The organism is Bradyrhizobium sp. AUGA SZCCT0222, assembly GCF_018130205.1.
Taxonomy (GTDB): domain Bacteria; phylum Pseudomonadota; class Alphaproteobacteria; order Rhizobiales; family Xanthobacteraceae; genus Bradyrhizobium.
On the sequence record NZ_JAFCLX010000003.1, the window covers coordinates 258,520 to 278,520 of the forward strand.

Genomic DNA, 20,001 nt, shown 5'->3' on the forward strand with positions numbered 1-20,001 from the left:
CGAACTAAGAACCGAAACCAAGAACCGGGATTTAGCGATCGATGGCTTTGGGCCGCAACATCAGTGTCAGCGAGGCGAGCCGGCCGAAATTGCCGCGGCACGCCAAGCTGAAATTCGATGAGACGCGGCAGGTCTGGGTGATCCTGGCGCCGGAGCGCGTGCTGGCGCCAGACGAAATCGCGGTCGAAGTGCTGCAGCTTTGCGACGGTGTTCGCAGCGTCTCTGATATGATCGATCAGCTGACCGCGAAATACGCCGCGCCGCGCGAGGCAATTGCAACCGACGTCATCGCGATGCTGCAGGACCTCGCCGACAAGGGTTTTCTGACCGAAGCGCGCGAGAAGACGTCATGAGCGACATTCTCACCGACGGCAAAGCGGCAACCGCGCCCCATGACGGGCTCTCGGTGCTGGAACAGCGACGCTCGACGGCGGAGACGTTCGGCATTCCGCTCGCGGTGCTGGCCGAGCTGACGCACCGCTGCCCGCTGCAATGCCCCTATTGCTCCAACCCGCTTGAGCTCGACCGCGGCGGCACTGAGCTGACCACCGAGGAATGGAAGAAGGTTTTGACCGAGCTCGCCGAAATCGGCGTGCTGCAGATCCATTTCTCCGGCGGCGAGCCGACCGCGCGCAAGGATCTGGTCGAACTGGTCCAGCACGCCAGCGACGTCGGGCTCTACAGCAATCTCATTACTTCCGCTGTGTTGCTGACAAGGCAAAAGCTGTCTGATCTGGCCGATGCCGGGCTGTGCCACGTGCAGATCAGTTTTCAGGGCAACGAGCCTGATGTGGCCGACCGCGTCGCGGGCCTGAAGAAGGCGCATGAGAAGAAGCTGGAGGTCGCGAAGTGGACGCGCGAACTCGACCTGCCGCTGACGGTCAATGCCGTCATGCACCGGCAGAACCTGCACCAGCTTTCCGACATCATCCAGATGGCGGTCGATCTCGACGCCGACCGGCTCGAGGTCGCCAACGTGCAGTATTACGGCTGGGCACTGAAGAACCGCGCCGCCTTGATGCCGACGATGGCGCAGATCGAGGAGACCAGCCGCATCGTCGAGGAAGCCGAAGTGCGGCTGAAGGGCATTCTCGCGATTGACTACGTCGTGCCGGATTATTACGCGCTGCGGCCGAAGAAATGCATGGGCGGCTGGGGCCGGCAATTCTTCAACATTTCACCTGCCGGCAAGATCCTGCCGTGTCACGCCGCCGAGAGCATCACCGGGCTCGAATTCCTTTCGGTGCGATCCAATCACTCGATCGCCTGGATCTGGCAGAATTCCGAAGCCTTCAACCGCTATCGCGGCACCGGCTGGATGCCCGAACCGTGCCAGAGCTGTGAGTTCAAGGAGATCGATTTCGGCGGTTGCCGCTGCCAGGCCTTTGCGCTGACCGGCGATGCCGGCAATACCGATCCGGCCTGCACGCTGTCGCCGATGCATGAGCAGATCTTCAAGCAGGCCGAGCAGGAAGCGGCCTCCGACAATAACCGTTTCCTCTATCGCAATTTCGCCGGCGGCACGCTGGAGACGGAAGGCGAGCATGGCGCCTGACGCCGACGCCGGAAAATCCGCCAAACGCGCCGATCCGTTTGCACCGCTGACCTCGGAGCAGCTCGATGTCGGCGATGGCCACGACATCTATGTCGAGAGCGTCGGCCGCATCGGCGGCATTGCGGCGGTCTATCTGCATGGCGGGCCCGGCAGCGGTTGCCAGCCCGATCACCGCCGGCTGTTCGACCCCGAGCGTTTCCACGCGGTGCTGTTCGACCAGCGCGGCGCCGGCCGCAGCCGTCCCAAGGGCCGGCGTGAAGACAATACCCTGCCGCATCTGATTGCGGACATGGAGAGGATCCGCGAGAAATTCGGCTTCGAGCGCTGGATGATCGTCGGCGGCTCCTGGGGCGCGACGTTGGCGCTGGCGTATGCGCAAGCGCATCCCGATCGCGTCGCCGGCATCGTGCTGCGCGCCACCTTCCTCGGCACCCGCAAGGAGATCGAGGATGGATTCCTCGAGGTGCTTCCGCGCTTCTATCCGGCGCTGCATGGGGAGTTCCTCGACGTGTTGCCGCCAGCGGAACGCACGAACCCGATCGACGCTTATTTCCGCCGTATCCTCGATCCCGATACCGCCGTGCATGGCCCGGCCGCACGGGCATGGGGCGAGACCGAACGTATCCTTTCCGAGCACACGCCGGGCCGCGCCCGGCTCGATCCGGTCAACTCGTCGCGCGCCCTGCCCGCCACGCCATTCATGGAAGCGCATTATTTCGCCAATGACTGCTTCATGAGGCCGAGCCAGCTGATCGAAGAGGCCGGCAGGCTCGCTCACATTCCCGGCATCATCGTGCAGGGCCGTTATGATTTGCTGTGCCCGCCGGCGACCTCGCATGCGCTTGCCGCGGTGTGGCGCGAAGCCGAAATTCGCCTGGTCGAAGGCGCCGGCCACACGCTGTACGATCCCGGCGTCCGCGACGCCGTGATGAAAGCAGTCGCGGACATGGCTTCCAAGATTACCAGATAGGGATTTTCGAAATGCCGATAGCCGGAAAAGGCATGCTGCTGACGTCGATGAATATCGATGCCGCCGACGAGGCCGAATTCAATCGCTGGTACGACCGCGAACATCTCGAAGAGCGCGTCGCGATGCCCGGGTTCCTCGAAGCGCGGCGCTATGTCGCGCACGACGGCGACCCGAAATATCTCAGCCTTTATTCCACCGAAACCATCGAGGTGCTGGACAGCCCGTTCTACCGCACCGCGCTCGCCAACCAGACCGCCTGGTCAAAGGCCAACATTGCCCGCTTCAAGAACATGATCCGGGGCGTTTCGCGTATCACCATCAGCCGCGGCACAGGCCGCGGCGCCGCGCTCGGCATCATCCGGCTGCGTCCTTCGGCCGGCGGCGAGGAAAAATTGCGTGCCGCACTGCGGGATCAACTCGATCCCGCAAAACTCGACGGCATCATCTCGATGCACCTGCTGGAGAACAATCCGGCGCTGTCGAAACCGATCACCGATGACCCCGCAGCGCCCAATCCCGGCGCCGGCGACTGGTTCGTGCTGATCGACGCCACCGATGTCAGCGCGGTCCCGGCGGCCGCAGCGCGCTTCAAAGACAACGCCGCGATCAAGCCGCTGGTGGTTACAAGCGGTACTTACCGGCTGATGTGGGACCTCGCGAAGAGCGATCTGCCCAGCGCGTAACATTGGCAACAACGCGGTGCGCTGATGCTGCACCGCCGCATAATATCAGCGAGTATTAACGTTCACGCGTGCCTGCATTGAAAGCTGGCGATCGCGCAAAATTGCCTTTGTGACTCGTCTGGAATGGCTCTAAGCTCCGATAAGATAAGCCTATGATCCAATTCAAAAACCACAAGAACGCCTACTGAGCGTTCAGGCAACAAGGCCGCGTTCGGATTGCTACGCGGAAAAGGCAGGAATGAAACCGACTGACATCTCGGCGCCGGACTACTTTCACAAAGTGGTTGATTGCCAATGGGCCTGTCCCGCTCACACGCCAGTTCCCGAATACATCCGTTTGATTGCCGAGGGGCGTTATAGCGACGCCTACATGATCAACTGGAAATCGAACGTGTTTCCCGGAATTCTGGGACGCACCTGCGATCGCCCATGCGAGCCGGCCTGCCGCCGCGGCCGCGTCGAGGAAACACCCGTTGCGATCTGCCGGCTGAAGCGCGTCGCCGCCGATTTCAAGGACGACGTCAAGCACCGCATGCCGAAGGTATCGGCGAAGAACGGCAAGCGCATCGCGCTGGTCGGCGGCGGTCCCGCTTCGCTAGCGGTGGCGCGCGATCTTGCGCCGCTCGGCTATCACTGCACGGTGTTCGATGCCGATCCCAAGGCGGGCGGCATGATGCGCAGCCAGATTCCAAAGTTCCGGCTGCCGGATTCGGTGATCGACGAGGAAACCGATTACATCCTGGGCCTCGGCATCGAGTTCAAGGGCGGTCATCGCGTCGACAGCCTGAAGAAGCTGATGGCTGAAAATTATGACGCGATCTTCGTCGGCTCCGGCGCGCCGCGCGGCCGCGAGCTCGAGATCCCCGGCCGCAAGGAGGCCGCCGCCAATATCCATATCGGCATCGAATGGCTGGCTTCGGTTTCGTTCGGCCATGTCGAGAAGATCGGCCGCCGCGTGATCGTGCTCGGCGGCGGCAACACCGCGATGGATTGCTGCCGCACCGCGCGCCGCCTCGGCGGCGAAGACGTCAAGGTGATCGTGCGTTCCGGCTTCGAGGAAATGAAGGCGAGCCCCTGGGAAAAGGAAGACGCCATTCACGAGGACATTCCGATCCTCAATTTCATGGTGCCGGTGGGATTCAAGCATGTAGCCGGCAAGCTCATCGGCGTCACCTTCCAGAAGGTGAAAGCGGAATATGACGCCAAGGGCCGGCGCAACCTGGTGCCCGCGGGCGAGCCGGACCAGACCATTCCCTGCGACGACGTGCTGGTGGCAGTCGGACAGGAAAACGCCTTCCCCTGGATCGAGCGCGACTGCGGCATCGAGTTCGACAAGTGGAACATGCCGCAGGTCGATGCCAAGACCTTCGCTTCGACCAACCCGAAGGTGTTCTTCGGCGGCGACGCGGCGTTCGGCCCCAAGAACATCATCTGGGCGGTGGCGCACGGCCATGATGCCGCGCTGTCGATCCACAAGATGCTCTCCGGCGAGGACATCACCGAGCGCCCGCTTCCCGAAGTGAATGTCTCGTCGCAGAAGATGGGCATCCACGAGTGGAGCTACGACAACGACATCTCCGCCGACAAGCGCTACAAGGTGCCGCACCGCGACAAGGTGATCGCCCTCAAGGACATCCGCACCGAGGTCGAGCTCGGCTACGACGTCAAGCTCGCGCTCGGTGAAGCCCAGCGTTGCCTGAACTGCGACATTCAGACGATTTTCAGCGCCCCCGCCTGCATCGAATGCGACGCCTGCGTCGACATCTGCCCGATGGACTGCATCACCTTCACGGAGAACGGCGAGGAAGAGGATCTGCGAGACCGGCTGAAAGCGCCCTCGCCGCATCACGACCAGGCCCTCTATGTCGCCGACGGGCTCAAGACCGGACGCGTCATGGTGAAGGACGAAGACGTCTGCCTGCATTGCGGGCTCTGCGCCGAACGGTGTCCCACCGGAGCCTGGGACATGCAGAAGTACCTCATCGATATGACTCACGCGGGATCAACATGTCAGACCAAAGCCCGATCAGCAGCGTAAACGACTTCGTCGTCCGTTTCGCCAACGTCAACGGCTCGGGTTCGGCCAGCGCCAACGAGCTGTTCGCGCGCTCGATCCTGCGCCACGGCGTGCCGGTGAGCCCGCGCAACATCTTTCCCTCCAACATCCAGGGACTTCCGACCTGGTACGAGGTGCGGGTGACCGAGGAAGGCCATCTCGGCGCCCGCGGCGGCGTCGACATGATGGTGGCGATGAACCCGCAGACCTGGGACAAGGACGTCGGCTCGATCGAGCCCGGCGGCTATCTGTTCTACGATTCCACCAAGCCGATGCCGACGTCGAAATTCCGTGCCGACATCAACGTCATCGGCGTGCCGCTGACCGCGATCACCAACTCGACCTATACCGATCCGCGCCAGCGCCAGCTGTTCAAGAACATCATCTATCTCGGCGCGATGTGCGCCCTGCTCGACATGGACCCGAAGATCGTCGAGCAATTGATATCAGAACAGTACAAGGGCAAGGAAAAGCTGTTGTCCTCGAACGTCCACGCGCTGCATCTGGGCCGCGACTGGGCGTTGCAGAACCTGAAATGCCCGATCGGGCTGCAGGTGAAGAAAGCCGACAAGGTCGGCGACCGCATCTTCATGGAAGGCAACAGCGCGGCCGCGCTCGGCGCCGTCTATGGCGGCGCCACCGTCTGCGCCTGGTATCCGATCACGCCGTCGTCGTCGGTGGCGGAGGCTTTCACCAGCCACTGCAAGAAGCTGCGGCACGACCCCGAAACCGGCAAGGCCAAATACGCCATCGTGCAGGGCGAGGACGAGCTTGCATCGATCGGCATGGTGATCGGCGCCTCCTGGAACGGCGCGCGCGCCTTCACCGCGACTTCCGGGCCCGGCGTCTCGCTGATGACGGAATTCATCGGCCTCTCGTACTTCGCCGAAATTCCCGGCGTGATCATGAACATCCAGCGCGCCGGCCCCTCGACCGGCATGCCGACGCGCACCCAGCAATGCGACATCATCGCCTGCGCCTATGCTTCGCACGGCGACACCAAGCATATCCTGGTGTTCCCGGAAGACCCGGCGGAAGCGTTCGAATTCGCGGCGCAATCGTTCGATCTCGCCGAGCGGTTGCAGACCATGATCTTCCTGATGCTCGACCTCGACATCGGCATGAACCACCGGCTCTGCCGTCCCCTGAAGTGGGACGACGCCCGGCAATATGACCGCGGCAAGGTGATGACCGCAGAGATGCTCGACGAGCCCGGCCGCGATTTCGGCCGCTATCTCGACGTCGATGGCGACGGCATTCCCTACCGCACCTATCCCGGCACGCATCCGACCAAAGGCTCGTTCTTCACCCGCGGGACCTCGCGCGACCGCTATGCGCGCTATTCGGAAGAAGGCGCCGTCTACGCCGACAATATGCAGCGGCTGATGCGCAAGTTCGAGACCGCGCAGGACATGGTGCCGCGGCCGCTGCAGGCCAACGCCGCCAAGCCGACCAAATACGGCGTGATCTATTTCGGCTCGACCGCACCGGCGATGGACGAGGCGATCGGCCTGCTCGAGGCGCGCGGGCACCACCTCGACCGCATGCGGATTCGCGCCTTCCCGTTCCACTCCAGCGTCGCCAGCTTCATTGCCGACCATGACTTCGTGTACGTGGTCGAGCAGAACCGCGACGCCCAGCTGCGCCAGTTGATCGTCAACGAGAACGGCATCGATCCGGTGCGGCTGGTGCCGATCCTGCACTATGACGGCACCCCGATCACCGCGCGCTTCATCGCCAGCGCCATCGGCGACCACCAGGACCATCTGAAAGTGACTCCTCTCCGCAAGGCCGTCTCATGACCTACATTGCAAAACCGAAATTCCACCATCCCGGCCTGCCGAAGAACGATCTCGGCTACACCCACCGGGACTACGAGGGCAAGATTTCGACGCTGTGCGCCGGCTGCGGTCACGACTCGATCACCGCCTCGATCATCGAGGCCTGCTACGAGCTGTCGATCGAGCCGCATCGCGTCGCCAAGATTTCCGGCATCGGCTGCTCCTCGAAAACGCCGGACTATTTCCTCGGCAATTCGCACGGCTTCAACTCGGTGCACGGCCGCATGCCGTCGGTCCTGACCGGCGCCAACCTCGCGAACCGCGACCTGATCTATCTCGGCGTCTCCGGCGACGGCGATTCCGCCTCGATCGGCTTCGGCCAGTTCGCCCATTCGATCCGGCGCGGCGTCAACATGACCTATATCGTCGAGAACAACGGCGTTTACGGCCTGACCAAGGGCCAGTTCTCGGCCACCGCCGACCGCGGCTCGAAATCCAAGAAGGGCGTGATGAACACCGACAACGCCATCGATCTGGTGGCGATCGCACTGCAGCTCGGCGCCAGCTTCGTGGCGCGCAGCTTCTCCGGCGACAAGACCCAGCTGGTGCCGCTGATCGCCGCCGCCATCCGCCACAAGGGCGCGTCATTCATCGACGTCATCAGCCCCTGCATCGCCTTCAACAACCACGCCGGCTCGACCAAAAGTTTTGACTACGTCCGCGAACATAACGACGCGGTCAACCGCCTCGACATCATCACCAGCCGTGACCCCATCACCGTCGATTATGCCCCGGGCTCGGTGCAGGTGGTGGAGCAGCACGACGGCACCAGGCTGGCGCTGCGCAAGATCGACGCCGATTACGACGCCAATGACCGGCTGGCGGCGATGACCTTCCTGCAGAAGCACGCCGCCAAGGGCCAGGTGGTAACCGGCTTGCTCTATGTCGATCCCGACGCCGAAGACATGCACACCCATCTCGACACCGTCGAGACGCCGCTCAATACGCTGGAAGCCAAGGAATTGTGCCCGGGCTCGTCAGCGCTGGAAAAGATCAACGCCAGCCTGCGTTAGGGCATGCAGTCGTCAGGCTGCAACGTCGATGCATCCTGCGATATGAGCTGTAGCCTCGGAAGCAGGCATCGGTTGGCGTGCCTGCTTGCGTACAGGCAATCATCGCAACCGCGCGTCTGACCACAAGCCCGACCGGATTCGCTATCCACGCAATCCGACGGGCGTGCTATGATTGCTCGACCACGCATCGATATGCTTGTCCTCCGTAAATTCTTGTCATTCATAGTTGAGAAATATGATGTGGCATAAACCTGCTGCGATCGTCGCAATTCTGGCGGCAACGATCTTTTGGACCTCCGGCAACGCAAACGCAGCCTCCAGGAGCAAGTCCAACCAAATCAAGTACGAGTACGTGCCGCCAAAGGATCCGGCGCACCAGCCGATCCTCGACCAAATGAAGCAGGGTCGTGCACTCGAGCACCTGCAGGAATTGCTTAGTCCGATCCGCCTTCCCTACCCGCTGACGCTCAAGGTCGCGGGTTGCGACGGCGTCCCAAACGCCTGGTACAACGATGAAGTCATCACCGTGTGTTACGAAATGCTGGCGGAAATTTTGAAGAGCGCGCCGAAGCAAGATCTTCCTATCGGGGTTTCCCGGGCGGATACGGTGCTGGGCTCGAGTCTGGCGGTGTTTTTGCACGAGACCGCGCATGCGGTTTTCAACATGCTGCAAATACCGGTGCTCGGCCGGGAGGAAGACGCCGCCGATCAGTTCGCCGCCTACGTGATGCTCAGACTGGGCAAGGATGAGGCCCGCAGAATGATCCTGGGCTCCGCCTATCACCATGCGATCCAGATGCCAGGACCGCAGGTCACCGTTCCGATCCGGGCGCTTTCAGCTGAGCATTCGACGCCGGCGCAGCGAACGTTCAACATCTTGTGCGTCGCCTATGGTGCGGACAAGAAACTGTTCGCTGACATCGTCGAAAAGGAATTCCTCCCCAAGGACCGGGCCGAAGTCTGCGCGCGGGAGTATGATGATCTCAACTTTGCCATGACAAAGCTGATCGGTCCGCACATTGACAAGCGTCTGGCCGGGAGATTTCACGAAGTCTGGGCGCGAACCGTCAGTACCCGTCGCGCATTCCTTGCGCGCCAGTAGGATTTTCGACGTCTGAGCACCGCGGCCAGCCAGGGAATTGTGCCCCGGCTCGTCAGCGCTGGAAAAGTTCAACGCCTGCCTGCGGCAGAGCGGGAGGTATGAAGAATGGGTTTGCCGAATGCAGCCGACCTAATTGTGCGCGTTTCAATGCGGTTGCACCGGTAGCAACAGAAAACCTTGATGAGCGGCTTGGCCCCGATAGCGGGCAGCTTGCCCAACAGCCGCATTTCAGCGTGGCACTTTTCGCATACTCGGATTTCCAGTACTGGCTGGCCCATCTCGATATGATGTGTACGAAACCAGTCGGAACAATGGAGTTTTGCTCCGTAAGACTACGGCAAACGAAAAGCCGCCCCTTCTGAGAGAGCGGCGATTAATGGAGTCTTAGGCTGGTCGTGCCGATGATCGACCTCTTGTGAACGCTCAAGGAAGAGGTTCCACCGTGCTCAAGGACGGTACTTATGCGGCATGGTTCAAGACCCCGGTAAGCCAAGGCACTGGCATCGTCCATGTTGCAAACGGCAGGATCTGGGGGCGCGACGGCGTCATGACCTACGAGGGGTCATGCGAAGTCGACGGAGACCGATTCACCGCAGTCGTCATCACAAGAAAACACACCGACGGGCTGCCAACCGTATTTGGCGATGATCAGGAACTCGAGCTTAAGCTGCAGGGAACGTGCACCGGCAAGATAGCGACCTACATCGGAACGGCGGAACAGTTCCCAGGCCTGCTCCTGGAGGGAACGCTCATTTACAACCAGCAGGCGCGCGCCCCGGAGGCGAGCGAGCCCATACCAGCATTCGATCCGCACAAACTGCCGAAGTTGCCGACGCGCGGGCGCTGATCGCTCGGGATCGCGGGAACGCCGGAGTAGCTACGCCACCGCGGCCAGCCCGCGCGGGTTGGCGACGTATTCCTTCAGCACCTTGCCGGTCGCGTCGACCTCGACCAGCGAGACGTTGTAGGTCCAGAGGTCGGCGAGGTGCTGCAGCACGCGCTTGGCGTCGGTGTCATTGAGCTGCGCGCCGTTCAACACGGTATGGCGCAGCATCAAATGACGGTCGCCGGCGAGATCGACATCGACGACTTCGATATTGGCATCGATGAAGCCGACATCGTACGTCCGCGACAGCGCGCGGCGCACGCGCCGATAGCCGCGCTCGTCGTGGATCGCATCGACCTTGATGCCGGCGGTCTCCGCCGGATCATCATGCAGATGGAACATGCGGAAGTGCCGCATCAGCCGCGGTGAGAGGAACTGGCTGATGAAGCTCTCGTCGCGGTAATTGGCCCAGACATCGCGGAGCACGCCCATCGTATCGCCCTTGCCGGCGATATCCGGAAACCATTCGCGATCCTCGTCCTCGGGATTGGTCACAATGCGCTCGATGTCCTGCATCATCGCAAAACCGAGCGCGTAGGGGTTGAAGCCCGAGAAATACTTACTGTCGAAGTCGGGCTGGAATACGACGTTGGTATGCGACGACAGGAATTCGAGGAAATTGCCGTCGGAGAGCCGCCCCTGCAGGTGCAGCCGGTTCATGATGCGGTAATGAACGTAGGTCGCGGTGCCCTCGTTCATGACCTTGGTCTGGCTCTGCGGGTAAAAATACTGTGCGATGTGCCGCACGATCCGCAGCAGCTCGCGCTGCCAGGGCGCCAGGCGCGGCGCGGTCTTTTCCAGGAAGTACAGGATGTTTTCCTGCGGCAGGCCGAGCAGCGCGCGGCGGCGATCGGCGCTCAGCGTTGCCACGCTCTTGACCGGTCCGGTCGGAATGGTCCGCCACAAATCATTGAACACGCTTTCTTCGTGCTGGCGGCGGTACTGGGCCCGTTTCTCCTCGACGCGCAGATCGGGCAGCTTCTTGCCGGGATAGCGGTTGATGCCATGCGACATCAGCGCGTGCGCTGCATCGAGCGTCTGCTCGACCGCCAACCGGCCGTGGCGATCCTCGCACTGCGCGACGTAGGTCTTGGCGAACTCGAGATAATCGAGAATGCCGTCGGCATCCGTCCACTGCTTGAACAGATAATTGTTCTTGAAGAAATGATTGTGGCCGAAGGCGGCGTGCGCGATCACCAGCGTCTGCATGGTCGCGGTGTTCTCCTCCATCAAATAGGAGATGCACGGCGACGAGTTGATGACGATCTCATAGGCCAGGCCCATCAGGCCCTTGCGGTAGGACGCCTGCTGATAGGCGAAGTGCTTGCCGAACGACCAGTGCTTGTAGAACAAGGGCATGCCGACCGAGCAATAGGCGTCCAGCATCTGCTCGGCCGTGATCACCTCGATCTGGTTCGGATAGACGTTGAGCCCGAGTTCGGACTCCGCGATCTCCTCGCAGGCGTCGTGGATCCGCTGCAGCGTCGGGAAATCCCAATCGGCGCCCTGAAACAGCCGCTTGTCTGTCATGGTGCCCTTTCCTGTCTTACACGGCGCTGGAAGAGATCGTGAAACACCGGGAAGATTTCGCTGCGCTCGCAGACCTTGCGCATCGACAGCGGCGCGCCGGCGAGGCGCAGGCGCTCATACAGCGTCCATAGCGACGAATCCGGCATCTCAAAGGTCAGACCGGCATCCTGGCCGACCTCGAGATAGGCAAAAAACTGGCTGACCGGCAGAATCTTCTCGGTCAGCAGCCGACCCGCCACCTCGCCGTCGGACGTGGAATTGTCGCCATCGGAAGCCTGCGCGGCGTAGATATTCCAGTCCGCCGGGCGGAACCGCGAACGCACGATCTCGTGCATTTCCTGCAACGCACTCGACACCAGCGTGCCGCCCGATGCCGGGCCATGGAAGAATGTATCCTCGTCGACCTCTTCGGCGCGGTCGGTATGGCGGATAAAGACGATCTCGACATGGCGATAGCGCCGCTTCAGGAAGACATAGAGCAGCGTGTAGAAGCGCTTGGCGAGATCCTTCATGTGCTCGGTCATCGAACCGGACACGTCCATCAGGCAGAACATCACGGCCTGGGCAATCGGCTTCGGCGTGGTCTCGAACCGCCGGTATCGGATGTCGATCGGATCGATGAACGGGATCCGCTTGGCCTTGGCTTTCAGGGCTTCGATCTCGGCCAGCAGTTCGGCGCGGCGCGCCTCGTCGCCGCAAATCAGCAGCTCGGCTTCGAGGGCCGCAATCTCTTCCGGCTTCGGCCGCCGCAATGCCACCCGCCGCGCAATCGCGCGGCTCACGGTACGGGGAATGGAAATATTCGCCGGCGAACCTGACGTCGCATAACCGGCGCGGCGGATTCCTTCACTCTCCACCTCGGCAAGCTTGCGCTTGGCGAGATCAGGCAATTCGAGATCGTCCAGGAACAGGTCGACGAATTCCTCGCGGCTGAGAACGAAGCGGAACGCGTCTTCGCTGTCGCCCTCACCCGCGCCGCCGGCCTTGCCGCCCGAGCCGCCCGAGCGCGGCAGCATGTCGCCTTCGATGAACTTCTTGTTTCCGGGAAGCACCATGTCGCGGGTGCCGCCTTCACGGCGGAACCGCGGCTCGTCCATGCCGTCGAGCGGTATGCTGACCTCGCCGCCCTCCAGGACATCCTTGATGTCCCGGTCGTGCGAGGTCTTCTTGACCGCCTGCTGAACCAGCGCCTTCGCCCGGCGCAGGAACCGCTGACGGTTCTCGAGACTCTTGCTGCCCGGATTCAGCCGTCGGTCAACGATGTGAATAGCAACCACTTCGCATCCGCCTCAGCCGGCTTGCTTCACGCGCATGTACCATTCGACGAGCCGGCGGACCTGCCGTTCGGTGTAACCGCGGTCCACCATCCGCGCGACGAAATCGTCGTGCTTCTTCTCGGTTTCGCCGTCCTTTTTCGAGCCGAACGAAATGACGGGCAGCAGATCTTCCACTTGCGAGAATATCCGCTTTTCGATCACCTCGCGAACCTTTTCATAGCTGGTCCAGCCCGGATTCTTGCCGCCGTTCTGGGCCCGCGACCGCAGCGAGAACTTCACGACCTCGTTACGGAAGTCCTTCGGGTTGGCGATGCCCGCAGGTTTCTCGATCTTGGTCAGCTCCTGATTGAGCAATTCACGATCGAGCAATTGTCCGGTGTCGGGATCCTTGAAGTCCTGATCTTCGATCCAGGCGTCGGCGTAATCCACGTAACGGTCGAACAGGTTCTGGCCATAATCCGAATAGGATTCGAGATAGGCTTTCTGAATCTCGTTTCCGATGAACTCGGCATATCGCGGCACCAGTTCGGCCTTGATGAATTCGAGGTAACGCTTTTCGGTCTCATCAGGGAGCTGCTCGCGACGGATCGACTGTTCCAGCGCATACATCAGGTGAACGGCATCCGCGCCGACCTCCGACGTATCGTGATTGTAGGTTGCCGCGAGCACCTTGAAGGCGAAGCGGGTCGAGACGCCGTCCATGCCTTCGTCGACGCCGGCGGCATCCTTGTATTCCTGGACGCTGCGGGCCTTGGGATCGGACTCTTTCAGGCTTTCGCCGTCATAGACCCGCATCTTTGCAAACACGGTGGAGTTTTCGTGACGGCGCAGCCGCGACATCACCGAGAAGCGCGCCAGCGTCTCCAGCGTCGACGGCGCGCAGGGCGCGGCGGCGAGTTCAGAGCCCTGGATCAGCTTCTCGTAGATCTTCTGTTCTTCGGTGACGCGCAGGCAATACGGCACCTTGATGACGCAGATGCGGTCGATGAAGGCTTCGTTGTTCTTGTTGGTCTTGAAGCTCTGCCATTCGGATTCGTTGGAGTGCGCAAGAATGACGCCGGTAAAGGGGATCGCACCGATATTCTCGGTTCCGATATAGTTGCCTTCCTGCGTCGCCGTCAGCAGCGGATGCAGCATCTTGATCGGCGCCTTGAACATCTCGACGAATTCGAGGATGCCCTGGTTGGCGCGGTTCAAGCCGCCGGAATAGCTGTAGGCGTCGGGGTCGTTCTGGGCAAAGGTTTCCAGCTTGCGGATGTCGACCTTGCCGACCAGCGAGGAGATGTCCTGGTTGTTTTCATCACCCGGCTCGGTCTTGGCGACCGCGATCTGCCGCAGCCGCGACGGCTGGATCTTGGCGACACGGAATTGCGAGATGTCGCCGCCGAACGATTCGAGCCGCTTGTAGCACCACGGGCTCATCAAGCCGTTGAGGCGGCGGCGCGGAATGCCGTATTTTTCCTCGAGCATCGGCCCGAGTGTTTCCGGGTCAAACAGGCTGAGCGGGCTTTCAAAGACGGGACTGAGTTCGTCGCCGGCCTTCAAGACATAAATGGGGTGAACTTCCATCAACGCCTTCAGGCGTTCGGCGAGCGATGACTTGCCGCCGCCGACGGGCCCGAGCAAATAGAGGATCTGCTTGCGCTCTTCGAGGCCTTGAGCGGCGTGCCGGAAGAACCCGACGATGCGCTCAATCGTTTCCTCCATGCCATAGAAGCCGGCAAATGCCGGATAGGTGCGCATGGTGCGGTTCAAAAAAATACGGCCAAGGCGTTGGTCCCTGGCCGTGTCGATCATCTGAGGTTCGCCAATTGCAGCTAGCAACCGTTCGGCCGCATTCGCATATTTAAGCGGATCGCTTCGACACGATTCCAGATAGTCCGCCATCGACATGTCGCTCTGACTTCTGGCTTCGAAGGAGCGAGCAAACGCGTTGAACAGAGAATCGTTGTACATAGATTCATCTCCTCATGGTTCAGCTATAACGTAGGATGCGCTGGCCAAGTTCCAAGCCCCGGCAAGCCTCCTGCGTATCCAATCGCGAATCACCAACAGCAGATGTGATATCTGACACGCGAGTGACTCGATCACGCAATGCAATAGTCGTGCTAAACGACTCGGCAGCTCCAGAATGTTCTGGAATCCACTGAATCTGTAACCGGAGTGCAACATGCGGCATCCGGAGAAGTACTGGTTTTTCAGGTAGATGAACGAACCTGCAGAATTCGCGCGGTTGAAGGCGCGCCGCAGCAATGCTTGTCGATTCATTAATGCACGCCGCGCGCGGCGTCCGTTCAGCGCGTTGGACCATAACGGACGATCTGAGATCCAGATCACTCCAGGCTGCGTCATCCTCGGCAGATCATCTCTCTGTTCGGTGTCGTTCGACGAATTCAAACGCGCGAATTCAGCTTCTCGGGCTTATGCCACTCACCACGACGGGTGACGCTCGCGTTCTCGTCGGCATGAACGCCGTCAACGCGGCGCTCGTTGCGACTGTAATCAAGTCCCGAGCATGGCGAACCGATACAAGAGGCTCGCGCGCTAGTACTTTTGGATTAGTCCGGCGCAACCAATTCGCGGATCCTCCTGAGTGCGGCGCAAAAACGAAACCCGCGCTGCCGCCAATCGGCACAGGTGTGCTCCAGGCCATGGTCCGAATTGGACACCGGTCGGGATTTATTGTGCAAGGCACAATGCGAGCAAATCATGGGGCGCGAATGGGCGCGTCGCCCAATATTTAGGCAATCGACTGCCACCAGCAAGGTTTTCCCGCCAACTGCCTGAAATTGAACGCAGCCACGGCCGCCTGCGACCAATCACCAGATCGAAGCCGATCCTTGGCGGCGCCTGGCGCCGCACCGCTTCGCGCGGACGGTCGGTGTGTCACGCATTTAGGGACGATCATGAAGCGCATCTTCCTGTGTACCCTCACGCTGGCCGCGATGGCCTCGCTTGCCGGCCCCGGCCATGCCCAGGACGGCGTCGACAAGGCAAGAGCTGCCGCCTTCGACAACAGGATGTTCGCCGGCCCCCTCGGTCAAAAGACCTATGCCTGCTTCGTCCGCCGCTATGACGCCAACCACCTGGCGCAGCATCCCAAGCAAAAAGTCAGCGCGATGAAGCTGCTGGTCACCGCCGAAAATCCGCCGGAAGAGAAGATCACCAATTACTCCTTCCGCATCGGCGTCAAATATCGGCATCGGCCGGGCAATTTCGACTCCAGCGGCTATTGCAACCATGTCGTCGCCGAGGACAAAGGCAACGAGATCCGCTTCGGGTGCGGCATCGATTGCGACGGCGGCGGCATCGATGTCGCGATGAAGGACGACAAATCCGCCATCATCCGGCTGGAGCGGATCAGGATCTGGGAGCGCAGCAAGCCCGACGACGATGCCAGCAATGATCTGGTAGCCGGCGCAGACGACAAGGTTTTCCGGGTCGATCGCGCCGATCTGCATGAATGTGCCGAGCTGGTGACCGACCGCAAGGAACTCGCGGCGCTCAGGCATAAGTGACAGCTCAGAGGCAATCGAGTTGGAGGACGCCATGCATCGACGCAGCATCTTGTGGGCCGCGGCGTCCGCTTTCGGCGCCGCCTTTGCCGCCTCGCGCGCCGGCGCGGCCACCGAGGCGCCGCCGACGAAAAAACTGAAAGTGGTCTATCACCTCAACGACCTCGACAAGGTCAGCTCTGTCGTCGGCAACATCCAGAACCACCTCGACGGCGTCGGCGGGCCTGACAACGTCACCATCGCTCTGGTCGTTCACGGCCAGGCGCTGCGCGCGTTCCACGCGTCCGCGGCCAATCCCGATCTGACACGGCATATCGGCCAGTTCGCCAAGGCCGGAATTGAACTCTCCGTCTGCGGCAACACCATGAAATCCCAGAAGGTCGGCTTCGCCGATCTCTTGCCGGGCTTCATTTCCGCCGACCAGGGCGGCGTGGTGCGCATCGCCGAGTTGCAATCGCAGGGCTATCTCTATTTGCGACCCTGATCGCAATCTGCGATCGTGATCGCGGCGTCCGCTTTCCCGTCACAAAATTGTGCTGGATTTCGCCAACTCCCCGGGCGCTCATCCCGGGGATCGAACGGATGCAGGCGGCGTTATCCCACCGGATACACCCATTCCGACCGGCAGCCATTCCATCCACGTGTTGACATTCCCGCCTCGCACCCGAAAGCTGCCGGGGAACCCGAAAACCGACGACCGGACAGAACAGGCATCATGAATCCCGTCAAAGCACTCGAAAACCACGGTCAGGCCGTCTGGCTGGATTTCCTCGCCCGCGGCTTCGTTGCCAAGGGCGATCTGAAGAATTTGATCGACACCGACGGCGTCAAAGGCGTGACATCGAACCCCGCGATCTTCGAGAAAGCCATCGGCAGTTCGGACGAATATGACGGCGCGATCGGCCAGGCGCTGAAAAAGGGCGACCGCCCGGTCGCCGACCTGTTCGAACATGTCGCCATTGAGGACATCCAGAACGCCGCTGACGTGTTGCGGCCGGTCTACGACCAGTTGAAGGGTGAGGACGGTTTCGTCAGCCTCGAGGTCTCGCCCTATCTGGCGATGGACACCAAAGGCACCATCGCCGAGGCCGAGCGGCTGTGGAAGGACGTCAAGCGCAAGAATTTGATGGTGAAGGTCCCGGCGACGCCGGAAGGCCTGCCTGCGATCGAACATCTGATCGGCGAAGGCATCAGCATCAACATCACGCTGTTGTTCTCGCAAAAGGTCTATCGCCAGGTGGCGGAAGCCTATCTCGATGGGCTGGAGAAACTCGTCGCCGGCGGTGGCGATCCCTCGCGTGTGGCCAGTGTCGCCAGCTTCTTCGTCAGCCGGATCGACAGCGCCGTCGACAAGCAGCTCGACGACAAGATCGCAAAGGCCAACGATCCCAGCGAAAAGGAGCGCCTGAGCGCGCTCAAGGGCAAGGTCGCGATCGCGAACGCCAAGATGGCCTATCAGGACTACAAGGGGCTGTTTTCGGGCGCACGCTGGGACAAGCTCAAGGCCAAGGGCGCAAAGCCGCAGCGGCTGTTGTGGGCTTCGACCGGTACCAAGAACAAAGACTATAGCGACGTGCTCTATGTCGAGGAACTGATCGGCCCCAACACCATCAACACGGTGCCGCCGGCGACGCTCGACGCGTTCCGCGATCACGGCACGCCGCGCGACAGCCTCGAGGAAAATATCGAGGACGCGCGCCGCGTGCTGGAAGAGCTGGAAAAATCCGGCATCTCGCTCGATGCGATCACCACCGAGCTGGTCAAGGACGGCGTCAAGCAATTCGCCGACGCCGCCGACAAGCTCTACGGCGCCGTCGCGCACAAGCGCGCGGCTTCGCTTGGCGGCGGGATCGACAAGCAGCACCTCGTGCTCGGCGACGGCATCAAGAAAGCCGTGGAGAAGGGCACCGAGGACTGGCGGGCGTCAGCCAAAATCCGCCGGCTCTGGCACAAGGACAAATCGGTCTGGAGCAATGACGACGAGAATAAGTGGCTGGGCTGGCTGAACAGCCCGGCTGCCGCAGATGTCGCCGATTACGAGGATTTTGCCCGGCGCGTGAAGGGACAGAACTTTTCGGACGCCGTCGTGCTCGGCATGGGCGGATCGAGCCTCGGTCCGGAAGTGCTGGCGGAAACCTTCCCGAAGAAATCCGGCTTCCCGAAACTGCACGTACTCGACTCCACCGACCCCGCGCAGGTGCGCGCGATGGAGAAGAAGGTCGACCTGGCAAAAACCCTGTTCATCGTCTCCAGCAAATCCGGCGGCACCACCGAGCCGAATGCGATGAAGGATTATTTCTTCGATCGCGTCGCCAAGACCATCGGCGCTGACAAGGCGGGCCATCGCTTCATCGCGGTGACCGATCCCGGCTCGTCGCTGGAGAAGGTCGCGACCAAGCAGGGTTTCGCGCGCATTTTCTACGGCGATCCATCGATCGGCGGACGTTACTCGGTGCTGTCGCCGTTCGGGCTGGTGCCGGCGGCTGCCGCCGGCATCGATGTCAAAAGCCTGATCAAGCACACGCTGGCGATGGTGCGCTCCTGCGGCGCCGACGTGCCGCCGCACGAAAACCCCGGCGTGCAGCTTGGGCTTGCGCTCGGGCTCGCCGGGCTCGAAGGCCGCGACAAGGTGACGATATCCTCGTCGAAGAAGATCGCCGATTTCGGCGCCTGGGCCGAGCAATTGATCGCAGAGTCCACCGGCAAGGACGGCAAGGGGCTGATCCCGATCGACGGCGAACCGCTCGCCGATCCCGCCGTCTACGGCGACGACCGCTTCTTCATCGATATCCGGACCGAGGGCGAAGCCGATCCGGCGCACGACGACAAACTTGCCGCCCTCGAGGCCGCCGGGCATCCGGTGGTCCGCATCGTGCTGAAATCGATCGACCATATCGGCCAGGAATTCTTCCGCTTCGAGATGGCCACGGCCGTCGCCGGCGCCATCCTCGGCATCAATCCGTTCAACCAGCCTGACGTCGAGGCGGCCAAGATCAAGACGCGCGAACTGACGGCGGCGTTCGAGAAGACCGGCGCACTGCCGGCGGAACAGCCGGTGGTCGCCACCGCCGAAGCCGACATCTACACCGACGAAGCCAATGCCGCCGCGCTGCGCAAGGCCGGCGCCAATGGCACTTTGGAATCCTGGATCAAGGCACATCTGACGCGTCCGGGCAGCGGCGACTATTTTGCGCTGCTGGCCTATATCGCGCGCGACGCCGGCTCGATCGACACGCTGCAGAAGATGCGGCTGGCGGTGCGCGACGTCAGGCATGTGGCGACCTGCGCCGAATTCGGACCGCGCTTCCTGCATTCGACCGGCCAGGCCTACAAGGGCGGGCCCGACAGCGGCGTATTCCTGCAGATCACCGCCGACGACGCCAAGGACCTGGCCGTGCCCGGCCAGAAGGCGAGTTTTGGAGTCGTCAAGGCAGCCCAGGCGCGCGGCGATTTCGACGTGCTGACCGAACGCGGCCGGCGCGCATTGCGGGTTCATCTCAAAGGCGACCTCAAGCCGGCGCTCGCCGCGCTGGACGCCGCGATATCCGAAGCGCTCAATTAGGGAAGTATTGG

At 61.8% G+C, this 20,001-nt stretch carries 15 protein-coding genes; 12 read left to right on the forward strand and 3 right to left on the reverse strand.

The features are described from left to right. Positions 1-41 precede the first annotated feature (41 nt). From pqqD to JQ629_RS04130, 9 genes are all read left to right on the forward strand, one after another. Entirely contained in the window at positions 42-353 is a 312-nt protein-coding gene (pqqD, locus tag JQ629_RS04090) for a pyrroloquinoline quinone biosynthesis peptide chaperone PqqD (RefSeq protein ID WP_212411360.1), read from the forward strand. Beyond that, a complete protein-coding gene (gene pqqE / locus JQ629_RS04095; protein WP_212411361.1) occupies positions 350-1,555 on the forward strand; it encodes a pyrroloquinoline quinone biosynthesis protein PqqE in 1,206 nt (401 codons plus the stop codon). Before pqqD ends, pqqE begins: the two co-directional genes overlap by 4 nt. Continuing rightward, entirely contained in the window at positions 1,545-2,525 is a 981-nt protein-coding gene (gene pip, locus JQ629_RS04100; protein WP_212411362.1) for a prolyl aminopeptidase, read from the forward strand. The genes pqqE and pip overlap by 11 nt, the downstream gene beginning before the upstream one ends. A gap of 11 nt (positions 2,526-2,536) precedes the next feature. Then, complete coding sequence (locus JQ629_RS04105) at positions 2,537-3,208, forward strand: DUF4286 family protein (RefSeq protein ID WP_212411363.1); 672 nt, start codon at positions 2,537-2,539, stop codon at positions 3,206-3,208. 238 nt (positions 3,209-3,446) lie between these two features. Next, positions 3,447-5,246 (forward strand): FAD-dependent oxidoreductase, encoded by a 1,800-nt coding sequence (locus JQ629_RS04110; RefSeq protein ID WP_212411364.1) that lies wholly within the window; start codon positions 3,447-3,449, stop codon positions 5,244-5,246. Beyond that, positions 5,216-7,066 (forward strand): 2-oxoacid:acceptor oxidoreductase subunit alpha, encoded by a 1,851-nt coding sequence (locus JQ629_RS04115; protein ID WP_212411365.1) that lies wholly within the window; start codon positions 5,216-5,218, stop codon positions 7,064-7,066. The genes JQ629_RS04110 and JQ629_RS04115 overlap by 31 nt, the downstream gene beginning before the upstream one ends. After that, positions 7,063-8,118 (forward strand): 2-oxoacid:ferredoxin oxidoreductase subunit beta, encoded by a 1,056-nt coding sequence (locus JQ629_RS04120; protein ID WP_212411366.1) that lies wholly within the window; start codon positions 7,063-7,065, stop codon positions 8,116-8,118. Before JQ629_RS04115 ends, JQ629_RS04120 begins: the two co-directional genes overlap by 4 nt. Before the next feature lie 238 nt (positions 8,119-8,356). After that, on the forward strand, positions 8,357-9,220 hold the full coding sequence (locus tag JQ629_RS04125) for a DUF4344 domain-containing metallopeptidase (RefSeq protein WP_249134802.1): 864 nt from the start codon (positions 8,357-8,359) through the stop codon (positions 9,218-9,220). 442 nt (positions 9,221-9,662) lie between these two features. Continuing rightward, complete coding sequence (locus JQ629_RS04130; RefSeq protein ID WP_212266996.1) at positions 9,663-10,067, forward strand: hypothetical protein; 405 nt, start codon at positions 9,663-9,665, stop codon at positions 10,065-10,067. 30 nt (positions 10,068-10,097) lie between these two features. Here the strand turns inward: JQ629_RS04130 and JQ629_RS04135 are convergent, their stop codons facing one another. The 3 genes from JQ629_RS04135 to JQ629_RS04145 are packed head-to-tail and all read right to left on the reverse strand — an operon-like array spanning position 10,098 to position 14,869. After that, positions 10,098-11,636: a SpoVR family protein gene (locus JQ629_RS04135; protein WP_212389850.1), complete on the reverse strand. Its 1,539-nt coding sequence runs from the start codon at positions 11,634-11,636 to the stop codon at positions 10,098-10,100. Continuing rightward, on the reverse strand, positions 11,633-12,904 hold the full coding sequence (locus JQ629_RS04140; RefSeq protein WP_212411428.1) for a YeaH/YhbH family protein: 1,272 nt from the start codon (positions 12,902-12,904) through the stop codon (positions 11,633-11,635). Before JQ629_RS04140 ends, JQ629_RS04135 begins: the two co-directional genes overlap by 4 nt. 21 nt (positions 12,905-12,925) lie before the next feature. Then, positions 12,926-14,869, reverse strand: coding sequence for a PrkA family serine protein kinase (locus JQ629_RS04145; RefSeq protein WP_212266931.1), 1,944 nt, complete (start codon positions 14,867-14,869; stop codon positions 12,926-12,928). 950 nt (positions 14,870-15,819) lie between these two features. On the opposite strand from JQ629_RS04145, the gene JQ629_RS04150 reads away from it, so the two are divergent. The 3 genes from JQ629_RS04150 to JQ629_RS04160 all read left to right on the forward strand — a co-directional run bounded on the left by JQ629_RS04150 (position 15,820) and on the right by JQ629_RS04160 (position 19,990). Continuing rightward, a complete protein-coding gene (locus JQ629_RS04150) occupies positions 15,820-16,431 on the forward strand; it encodes a hypothetical protein (protein WP_212411368.1) in 612 nt (203 codons plus the stop codon). 31 nt (positions 16,432-16,462) lie between these two features. After that, positions 16,463-16,912 (forward strand): DsrE family protein, encoded by a 450-nt coding sequence (locus JQ629_RS04155; RefSeq protein WP_212411369.1) that lies wholly within the window; start codon positions 16,463-16,465, stop codon positions 16,910-16,912. Between the two features lie 231 nt (positions 16,913-17,143). Next, on the forward strand, positions 17,144-19,990 hold the full coding sequence (locus JQ629_RS04160; RefSeq protein ID WP_212411371.1) for a bifunctional transaldolase/phosoglucose isomerase: 2,847 nt from the start codon (positions 17,144-17,146) through the stop codon (positions 19,988-19,990). Positions 19,991-20,001 lie beyond the last annotated feature (11 nt).

Excerpts from the sequence above, each read along its gene's own strand:
- JQ629_RS04120 (WP_212411366.1), top strand. The coding sequence starts at position 7,063 with ATGACCTACATTGCAAAACCGAAATTCCACCATCCCGGCCTGCCGAAG.
- JQ629_RS04150 (WP_212411368.1), top strand. The coding sequence starts at position 15,820 with ATGAAGCGCATCTTCCTGTGTACCCTCACGCTGGCCGCGATGGCCTCG.
- pqqD (WP_212411360.1), top strand. The coding sequence starts at position 42 with ATGGCTTTGGGCCGCAACATCAGTGTCAGCGAGGCGAGCCGGCCGAAA.
- JQ629_RS04110 (WP_212411364.1), top strand. The coding sequence starts at position 3,447 with ATGAAACCGACTGACATCTCGGCGCCGGACTACTTTCACAAAGTGGTT.
- JQ629_RS04115 (WP_212411365.1), top strand. The coding sequence starts at position 5,216 with ATGTCAGACCAAAGCCCGATCAGCAGCGTAAACGACTTCGTCGTCCGT.
- pip (WP_212411362.1), top strand. The coding sequence starts at position 1,545 with ATGGCGCCTGACGCCGACGCCGGAAAATCCGCCAAACGCGCCGATCCG.
- JQ629_RS04125 (WP_249134802.1), top strand. The coding sequence starts at position 8,357 with ATGTGGCATAAACCTGCTGCGATCGTCGCAATTCTGGCGGCAACGATC.
- JQ629_RS04105 (WP_212411363.1), top strand. The coding sequence starts at position 2,537 with ATGCCGATAGCCGGAAAAGGCATGCTGCTGACGTCGATGAATATCGAT.
- JQ629_RS04155 (WP_212411369.1), top strand. The coding sequence starts at position 16,463 with ATGCATCGACGCAGCATCTTGTGGGCCGCGGCGTCCGCTTTCGGCGCC.
- pqqE (WP_212411361.1), top strand. The coding sequence starts at position 350 with ATGAGCGACATTCTCACCGACGGCAAAGCGGCAACCGCGCCCCATGAC.
- JQ629_RS04145 (WP_212266931.1), bottom strand. The coding sequence starts at position 14,869 with ATGTACAACGATTCTCTGTTCAACGCGTTTGCTCGCTCCTTCGAAGCC.
- JQ629_RS04135 (WP_212389850.1), bottom strand. The coding sequence starts at position 11,636 with ATGACAGACAAGCGGCTGTTTCAGGGCGCCGATTGGGATTTCCCGACG.
- JQ629_RS04160 (WP_212411371.1), top strand. The coding sequence starts at position 17,144 with ATGAATCCCGTCAAAGCACTCGAAAACCACGGTCAGGCCGTCTGGCTG.